Source organism: Methylocystis sp. (assembly GCF_050251305.1).
Taxonomy (GTDB): Bacteria; Pseudomonadota; Alphaproteobacteria; order Rhizobiales; family Beijerinckiaceae; genus Methylocystis.
In genome coordinates, this window is record NZ_JBFWNB010000045.1 from 20,054 (window position 1) to 27,586 (window position 7,533).

The following is a 7,533-nucleotide window of genomic DNA, read 5'->3' on the forward strand; positions in this document are numbered from 1 at the left end:
GGAGCGCGGCGCGGCGGCTGCGATGGGGGTGGCGGGAGAAGCGTAGAGATGGACCGGATGTCGTACCAGCTATACGAGATGATGCACTTGGCCTTTGCGCCGGCGCGGGCGGCGACGGACGCCATGCTGCATGCAATGAAAAACCCGCTCAATCCGCTGCATCATACGTCGTTCGGCCGCAGCGTCGCCGCCTCGGCGGAACTGTTCGAGCGCATGACGCGCCGCTACGGAAAGCCGCTGTTCGGCCTGGACACGACGACCGTCGACGGCGTCGAGGTCGAGATCGTCGAAGAAATCGTGTGGACCCGCCCGTTTTGCGGCCTGCTGCATTTCAACCGGCAATTCGTCGGACGCGCGCCCAAACAGTCGAAACTGCTCATCGTCGCGCCGATGTCGGGACATTACGCCACCCTGCTGCGCGGCACGGTCGAGGCGTTCTTGCCGACTCATGACGTCTACATCACCGACTGGAACGATTCGCGCACGGTGCCGCTCGTCGACGGCGCCTTCGATCTGGACGATTACATCGACTACCTTTGCGACATCATGCGCTTCCTCGCGCCGAGCGTGACCGAAACGCCTGTGCACACGCTCGGCGTCTGCCAGGCCTCCGTGCCGCTCATCAGCGCCATCGCCGCGATGGAGGCGGAAAACGACCCCGACGTGCCGGAATCCATGGTGCTGATCGGCGGCCCCATCGACACCCGCGTCAATCCGACCGCCGTCAACAAGCTCGCGGATCAGCGCGGCATCGATTGGTTCCGCAGGCACTGCATCCACACCGTGCCCTTTCCGCACGCCGGAATGGGGCGTCAGGTCTATCCGGGCTTCCTGCAGCTCTCGGGCTTCATGTCGATGAATTTCGAGCGGCACATCTCAGCGCATCTCGAAATGTTCAACCATCTCGTCGAGGGCGACGGCGACTCCGCCGAGAAACACCGCGATTTCTACGACGAATATCTCGCCGTGATGGATTTGACCGCGGAATTCTATCTCCAGACCGTGGATCGCGTGTTCATTCGGCATGAGGTGCCGCTGGGCCTGTTCCGCCACCGCGGCAATCTCATCGACCTCAAGGCGATCAAGCGCACGGCGCTCTTCGCCGTGGAAGGCGAAAAGGACGACATTTCCGGAGTCGGCCAGACCGAAGCCGCGCTGGAGCTGTGCGCCAATATTCCCGCCGCCCGCAAGAGCCATTATGTGCAGAAAGGCGTCGGCCATTACGGCGTCTTCAACGGCTCGCGCTTCCGCGAACAAATCGCGCCGCGCATTCGCGCCTTCGCCGCGGAAATGGAGCGCATCGACGGCGTCGGGGCGGTCCGCCCTCGCCTTGCGTGGAGCGCGGAATAAAGGCAAACTCCCGCCGTCGCCGCGATCGAGAGCGGGCGCTTTCGCGCGCCTGACGCATCAATATCCAAGGAACATTCGATGGACGTGCAGGACGCAGCTTCACGCGAAGCGCTGCAGAAGGAAATTGACGGCATTCATTGGTATCATGAGTTTGATTTCGGCGATGGGCTGCGCGCCGTCAGCGTCTCGCAGGCCGACGATCACCGCCGCATCTGGCGCTTCATCGAGAACGAACTCGACAAGATCGATTTTACCGGCAAGAGCGTGCTCGAAATCGGCTGCTGGGACGGTTACTGGAGCTTTTACGCCGAACGGCGCGGCGCGAAGCGCGTCCTCGCCACCGACGACGTCAGCCAGAACTGGGCGAGCGGCGCCGGGCTGCGTCTCGCAAAAAAGCTCCTGAAATCCAATGTCGAGATCAATCAGAGCGTTTCGATCTACGAAGCGTCGAAGCTCAATGAGACCTTCGACGTCATTCTCTGCCTCGGCGTCTATTACCACCTCGTCGACCCCTTCGCCGGCTTCGCCGAAGTGCGGCATTTGATGCACGACAACTCCGTTGCGGTTTTCGAAGGCGACGCGACGCTCGAATTGCGGCCCGACACCTACTACTGGGACATGTCGGATTCGGCGAAGTCCTGCTTCGTGCCGACGCAATGGGGGCTCAACCATATGCTGAAGACGGCTTATATGGACGTCGCCGCGCAGAGCTGGATGCGGCCGCCGCCTGGGCTCAAAATCAATATCGATCCCGCGCATCTTGTCGGCTTCACCGGAGCGCTCGAGCCTTCGGGCTTCGCGCCTTTGAAGCACCGCGAGCGCATCCTCACCGTGACGAAGCCGTTCAGCGGCGAGAATCCGCTGCATCCCTACAAGCCGCCGTTCAACCTCGCAAAATTCGACACCCGCTGGAAATAGGCGCGCTCACAGCGTCGGCGTCAGGCCCGCGACGAAATTCTCGCGCGCCAGACGCATCAGCATTCCGCTCGTCGCTTCGTCCGCGAGCCAGGCGTCGACGCGCGGATTGCTGAGCTGCGACGGATCGTGGTTGCTGTAGATCTTGTAGCAGGACGCGATGTATTGCGGGAGCGTCAGGAAGTCGCCCACCGTGGTCGAGATATGGTGGTTCTGCAGCTTGAACATATAGCCGCCCTGCGCGCCAAAGCGCTTGGCGATCGACGGATAGATCGGAAAGATCTCGCTGCGCGCGAGATCATGAATGGCGTAATAGTTGAAATTCACGGGACGCGGCTTCAGCCCGACCTTCTCGAAAAGCTTCTTGGAAAGATCGAACAGCACGAAGCTCATCGGATGCACGGTGCTGTACATGAACACGCCGCGGCGCGACCAGTTCATCAGTTCGGCTGACAGATCGACGCCATATCGATCGCGCGTGTTGTCGAGCAGTTCGCGCGAGGCGTCGTTCCACATGTCGAAATAACCGAGCGCGTCAAAGACGTTCTCGTTGAACAGCGCGTTCGCCATCTCGACCGAAAGGCCCTTGCGATAGGCGAAAAGGGCGATCGCCGAATGATAGGGGCCGATCGGTCCGCAGACGAAGCCGTGCATGCGCGACAGATCGTGGATATAGACGAGATCGGGGTGGAACGCCGCAAAGGTGATCGCCGGGAAGATGATCGTCTTCGGCAGAAGCTTGCACAATTCCTCCGACCCGCCGCCGCGCACATGGCCGTCCAGAAAGTCGTGAGAGAAGACGTAGTCATATGTCTTGAGCGTCTTGACGAAGAGGCCCATCGTCGCGCGCGCGCGCGCGATCATCGAATAATGGTCGACGGTCGCGCTCGGATCGAGCACTTTCATGGCGTAGGCGACGCCGAAGCTCTGGCAATTGCCGATGACGGCGATCCGCGGCCCGGTGTTGCGCATGATGCGCCCGGTGAACTTCGCGATGCGCGGCTCGATGGCGTATTGCCGCCAGGATTTGAGGATTTGTCTGTCAACCTGCGTTAACATGCGGTCTTTCATGTATTGGCGGCGGCGCAGGCGTTCTCAGCGGCGCCGCCGGGTGACAAGCGGGCGGGCGCCGTCTATGTTGCGACGCCAGAGCGCGGCTCGCGAACGACGCGAAAAAAGCGCGATCCCCGACAAAAATCGGCCGGATCAGAAAGGAGTGCGACCATGGCGGAGAACCCCTATAGCTCCCTACCCGACCATCGCTTTTGGCGCAAGGCGGTGACCTCGCTGCCGCCTTTCGCGCTCGATCCGATCATTCGCACGCCTTTCAAAATCTCGCCGCAGGATAAAGTCGCCACGGGCGGCAGCTGCTTCGCGCAGGAGATCGCGATGCGCCTGCAGGCGAGCGGTTTCCATTATTACCTCGCCGAGCAGCCGCCGGCCGGCATGTCGGCCGATGAGGCGCTCAATCGCAATTACTCGATGTATTCCTGCCGTTACGGCAATCTCTACACGACCGCCCAGCTGCTGCAGCTGATCGAACGCGCCTATGGCCGATTCACGCCTCAGCTCGATCACTGGAATCGCCCGGAAGACGGGCGCTTCGTCGATCCGTTCCGGCCGCGCATCGAGCCGGACGGATACGCCACGCTCGACGAGATGCGCGCCGATCGCGACAAGCATCTGGCGGCGGTGCGGCATATGCTCGAGACGATGGACGTCTTTATTTTCACCTTCGGGCATACCGAGACGTGGCGCCACAAGCCGGATGGCGCGATCCTGCAGCTTGCGCCCGGCGTCGCCGGCGGCGAATGGGATCCAAACGTCTATGAGTTCTACAATATGACGGTCAGCGAGGTCGTGCGCGATTTCACGGCCGCCGTCGACCGGATTCGCGACGTCAATCCGAATGTGCGCATCGTGCTCAGCGTGTCGCCGGTCGGCATTATCGCGACCTATGAAGACCGGCACGTCATCGAGTCGAACTGCGCCGTCAAGGCGATCCTGCGCGCCGCCGCCGACGAGGTGGTCCGGGCGCGGCCGAACATCGCCTATCTGCCGTCCTACGACCTCGCCACAGTTTCCCCCAATGTGTCGATGTTCTATCGGGAGGACACGCGGCGCATCAATCCCTATGGCGTCGATCGCGCCATGAAGGTGTTCTTCGACCATTTCACCGATCGCCAGAAAGAGAAGGAAGCGGTGCAAGCGGTGAAAATCGACGTCGCCGCGGAGGCCGAAAGCAACGCGCGAGTCGTCTGCGACGAGGAAGCGATCGAATCAGCATAAGAGAAGCTGCGGCGGGTCGGCGGTCGGCGGTCGATTCGCCAAAACGCCGAGTCATTCGCCGACCGCCAAAGGACGCTTGAATGATTATTGGTTCGCTTGCGCTCGCGACGGCGGGCGCTTTCACCGGCGCTTCGCTTTATATCAACTATGTCGAACAGCCGGCGCGGCTCGCGCTGAGCGACGACGCGCTCATCAAGGAATGGGAGCCCTCCGATCACCGCGGCTTCATCGTACTCGCGAGTCTTGCGTTCCTTGCCGCGTTGTTCGGCTTTATCGCCTATCGCGAACTCGACGACATCCGATGGCTGTTCGGCGCCTTTGTCGCGATTGCGAGCTGGCCCTACACCTACCTCGCCATCGTGCCGCTCAACAATCGCATCCTGGCGCTGATCGAGGCCAATGCGGCGCATGAGGCGCGCAAGGTCATCGATATTTGGGGGCGTCTCGAGATTGGCCAGACCGCGCTCGGCGTCCTCGCGACGCTCATCTATGTGTGGGCCGCCGGCTGATTTCCAGGGACGGCGTTTATCCAGGGTTCATCTCAGATGCGTTGATCTGGGACCCCAATCTCGTCAGCGGCGCCATTTTTGAAATGCGGATGACATGACCTACGATCTTATCGTGATCGGATCCGGTCCCGGCGGTTACGTTTGCGCGATCCGCGCGGCGCAGCTCGGATTGAAGACGGCCGTCGTCGAAAAGGACCCGACCTTCGGCGGCACATGCCTCAATGTCGGCTGCATTCCGTCGAAGGCGCTGCTTCACGCGTCGCACATGTTCGAAGAAGCGGGGCATGGCCTCGCGCCGCTCGGCGTGATGGTCGATCCGCCGCGCCTCGATCTTCCGGCGATGATGAAACACAAGGACGACACCGTCGGCGCAAACGTCAACGGCGTCGCCTTCCTGTTCAAGAAAAACAAGATTGACTCCTATCGGGGCGTCGGGCGGCTGGCGGGCGCCGGCCGGGTCGAGGTCACGGGCGCCGACGGCGCCGTTCAGACGCTGGAAACGATGAACATCGTTCTCGCCACCGGCTCGACCGTCGCGCCGCTGCGCGACGCGACCGGCAAAGAGATCGCGATCGACGAGAAGCTGATTCTCTCCTCGACCGGCGCCTTGGCCCTGCCGAAGCCCCCCAAGCGCCTGGTCGTGGTTGGCGCTGGCGTCATCGGGCTCGAACTTGGATCGGTCTGGCGACGGCTCGGATCCGAAGTGATCGCGATCGAATATCTCGACCGCATTCTCCCCGGTTTCGATCTCGAAATCGCCTCCCGTTTCCAGAAGATCCTCGAAAAGCAGGGCTTCGCCTTCCGCCTCGCCTCCAAGGTGACAGGCGTCGCGCGCGCGGGGACCGGCAAGAACGAGCGCGCCGTCGTGTCCTATGCGTCGGTGGACGGCGCGACGTCGGACACGATCGAGGCCGACGCCGTGCTCATCGCAACGGGCCGCATTCCCTTCACCGAGGGACTCGGATTGGAAGACGCCGGCGTCGCCATGGAGCGCGGACGCGTCGTCATCGACGACGGATTCGCGACGAATGCGCCGGGCGTCTATGCGATTGGCGACGTCGTCCGCGGGCCCATGCTCGCCCATAAGGCGGAGGATGAAGGCATCGCCGTCGCCGAAATCCTCGCCGGACAGGCGGGGCATGTGAATTATGGCGTCATTCCCAGCGTCGTCTACACGACGCCGGAAGTCGCCGCGGTCGGCATGACCGAGGAAGACGCGAAGTCCAGGGGAATCGCCGTCGCGATCGGCAAATTCCCGTTTAGCGCGAATGGCCGCGCGCGGGCGATGCGCGAAACCGACGGATTCGTGAAGATCATCGCCGACGCCGAGACAGACCGTGTGCTCGGCGTCCACATTCTCGGCCCGGTCGCCGGCGAATTGATCGCAGAAGCCACTGTATTGATGGAGTTTTCAGGCTCGTCGGAGGATCTCGCGCGCACCTGCCACGCGCATCCGACCCTCTCCGAGGCGATTCGCGAAGCGGCGCTCGCCGTCGCCAAACGCGCCATTCACATTTGAGCCGGTCTGCGCCCGGGCCACGTCATCCGTCCGCGCGCCGATTTTCGGGAAACGCGCAGGGCCTTTGGCGCAGACTCTCGCGGTGTCGCCGCCAGCGACCATATGCATAGAACGTGCGCCGTCCGTCGGGCGACAGGAGAACCGTCGCCTGCGCCGGCGCGCCGCGCGCGCGGGATGTATAAGAGGAAAACGCAATGGACGATTGGAAACGGCGCCTCAAGGACGCGTTGTGGTTCACGCTTGCCGTTCTGTTCCTGATCGAAAGCTGGCTCTGGGACCATTTCCACGATTGGCTGCATGAGCTCGGCCGCACGCTCGGGCTGCAACGCTACGAACGGCAGCTTCGGGATTTCGTGGCGACTCTGACGCCGCTGAAGACGCTGGGCGTATTCATCGCCCCGCTCATCGTCATTCTGCCCGCGAAACTGGTCGGCTTCGAATTGATTGCGCATGGTCGTGTGCTGAGCGGACTTTTTGCGATCCTTCTGGCCAAAACGCTGGCGCTCGGCCTGATGTCGTTTCTTTTCGACATCTGCCGCGACAAGCTCATGCAGATGGAGCGTTTCCGTCAGCTCTATTCGACGATCCTCGCCATTCGCGCCTGGGCGGGCGAACTGGTCGCGCCCTTCAAGATGCGCGTGCGCGCGGCCGCCGACATGATCTGCGGGCGATTGGAGGCCCTGATCGGCGTGGAGGCCGGCGCGCTGATGCGCAGCGTTTCGCGTCTGCGCGAACGGGCGCGTCAGAGGCGTTCGGCCTGACTATTCGCAGATCGCATAGCCGAAGCAGAAGTCGTCGCCGCTTGGCGACGGTTGCGAAAGAATAGTCGTCGCGCTGGCGACGCTCGCCGCGAACAGAAACAACATCAACACAGACAATATCAGATTGCGCATGACGGGCCCCAACCCTCCGCCTTTCGCCGCAACGCGTATCGAAAATTTGAAAGGCTCA

8 protein-coding genes are annotated in these 7,533 nt (G+C 62.4%); 6 read left to right on the forward strand and 2 right to left on the reverse strand.

Annotated features, from left to right (window positions below; all coding sequences use genetic code 11):
- Positions 1-48 precede the first annotated feature (48 nt).
- Together AB7F41_RS13535 and AB7F41_RS13540 are read left to right on the forward strand one after the other, a co-directional pair.
- The gene (locus tag AB7F41_RS13535; protein WP_428380010.1) at positions 49-1,350 is read left to right on the forward strand and encodes a polyhydroxyalkanoate depolymerase; all 1,302 of its coding nucleotides are present in this window, start codon (positions 49-51) and stop codon (positions 1,348-1,350) included.
- Positions 1,351-1,428: 78 nt separating this feature from the next.
- Complete coding sequence (locus AB7F41_RS13540; protein ID WP_428380012.1) at positions 1,429-2,268, forward strand: class I SAM-dependent methyltransferase; 840 nt, start codon at positions 1,429-1,431, stop codon at positions 2,266-2,268.
- Between the two features lie 6 nt (positions 2,269-2,274).
- Here the strand turns inward: AB7F41_RS13540 and AB7F41_RS13545 are convergent, their stop codons facing one another.
- Positions 2,275-3,324: a WcbI family polysaccharide biosynthesis putative acetyltransferase gene (locus AB7F41_RS13545; protein WP_428380014.1), complete on the reverse strand. Its 1,050-nt coding sequence runs from the start codon at positions 3,322-3,324 to the stop codon at positions 2,275-2,277.
- A 165-nt stretch (positions 3,325-3,489) separates the two neighbouring features.
- Between AB7F41_RS13545 and AB7F41_RS13550 the strand changes: the two genes are divergently transcribed.
- The 4 genes from AB7F41_RS13550 to AB7F41_RS13565 all read left to right on the forward strand — a co-directional run bounded on the left by AB7F41_RS13550 (position 3,490) and on the right by AB7F41_RS13565 (position 7,343).
- Positions 3,490-4,554 (forward strand): GSCFA domain-containing protein, encoded by a 1,065-nt coding sequence (locus AB7F41_RS13550; protein WP_428380016.1) that lies wholly within the window; start codon positions 3,490-3,492, stop codon positions 4,552-4,554.
- 80 nt (positions 4,555-4,634) lie between these two features.
- The gene (locus AB7F41_RS13555; protein WP_428380018.1) at positions 4,635-5,063 is read left to right on the forward strand and encodes an anthrone oxygenase family protein; all 429 of its coding nucleotides are present in this window, start codon (positions 4,635-4,637) and stop codon (positions 5,061-5,063) included.
- 94 nt (positions 5,064-5,157) lie between these two features.
- Positions 5,158-6,582, forward strand: a complete 1,425-nt coding sequence (lpdA, locus tag AB7F41_RS13560) for a dihydrolipoyl dehydrogenase (protein ID WP_428380020.1) — start codon at positions 5,158-5,160, stop codon at positions 6,580-6,582.
- Between the two features lie 194 nt (positions 6,583-6,776).
- Positions 6,777-7,343 carry a hypothetical protein gene (locus tag AB7F41_RS13565; RefSeq protein ID WP_428380021.1) on the forward strand — a complete coding sequence of 189 codons (567 nt, stop codon included), beginning with the start codon at positions 6,777-6,779 and terminating at the stop codon, positions 7,341-7,343.
- Here AB7F41_RS13565 and AB7F41_RS13570 read toward each other — a convergent pair.
- Positions 7,344-7,533 (reverse strand): hypothetical protein (locus AB7F41_RS13570; RefSeq protein WP_428406619.1); only part of this gene is annotated, 190 nt, incomplete at its 5' end.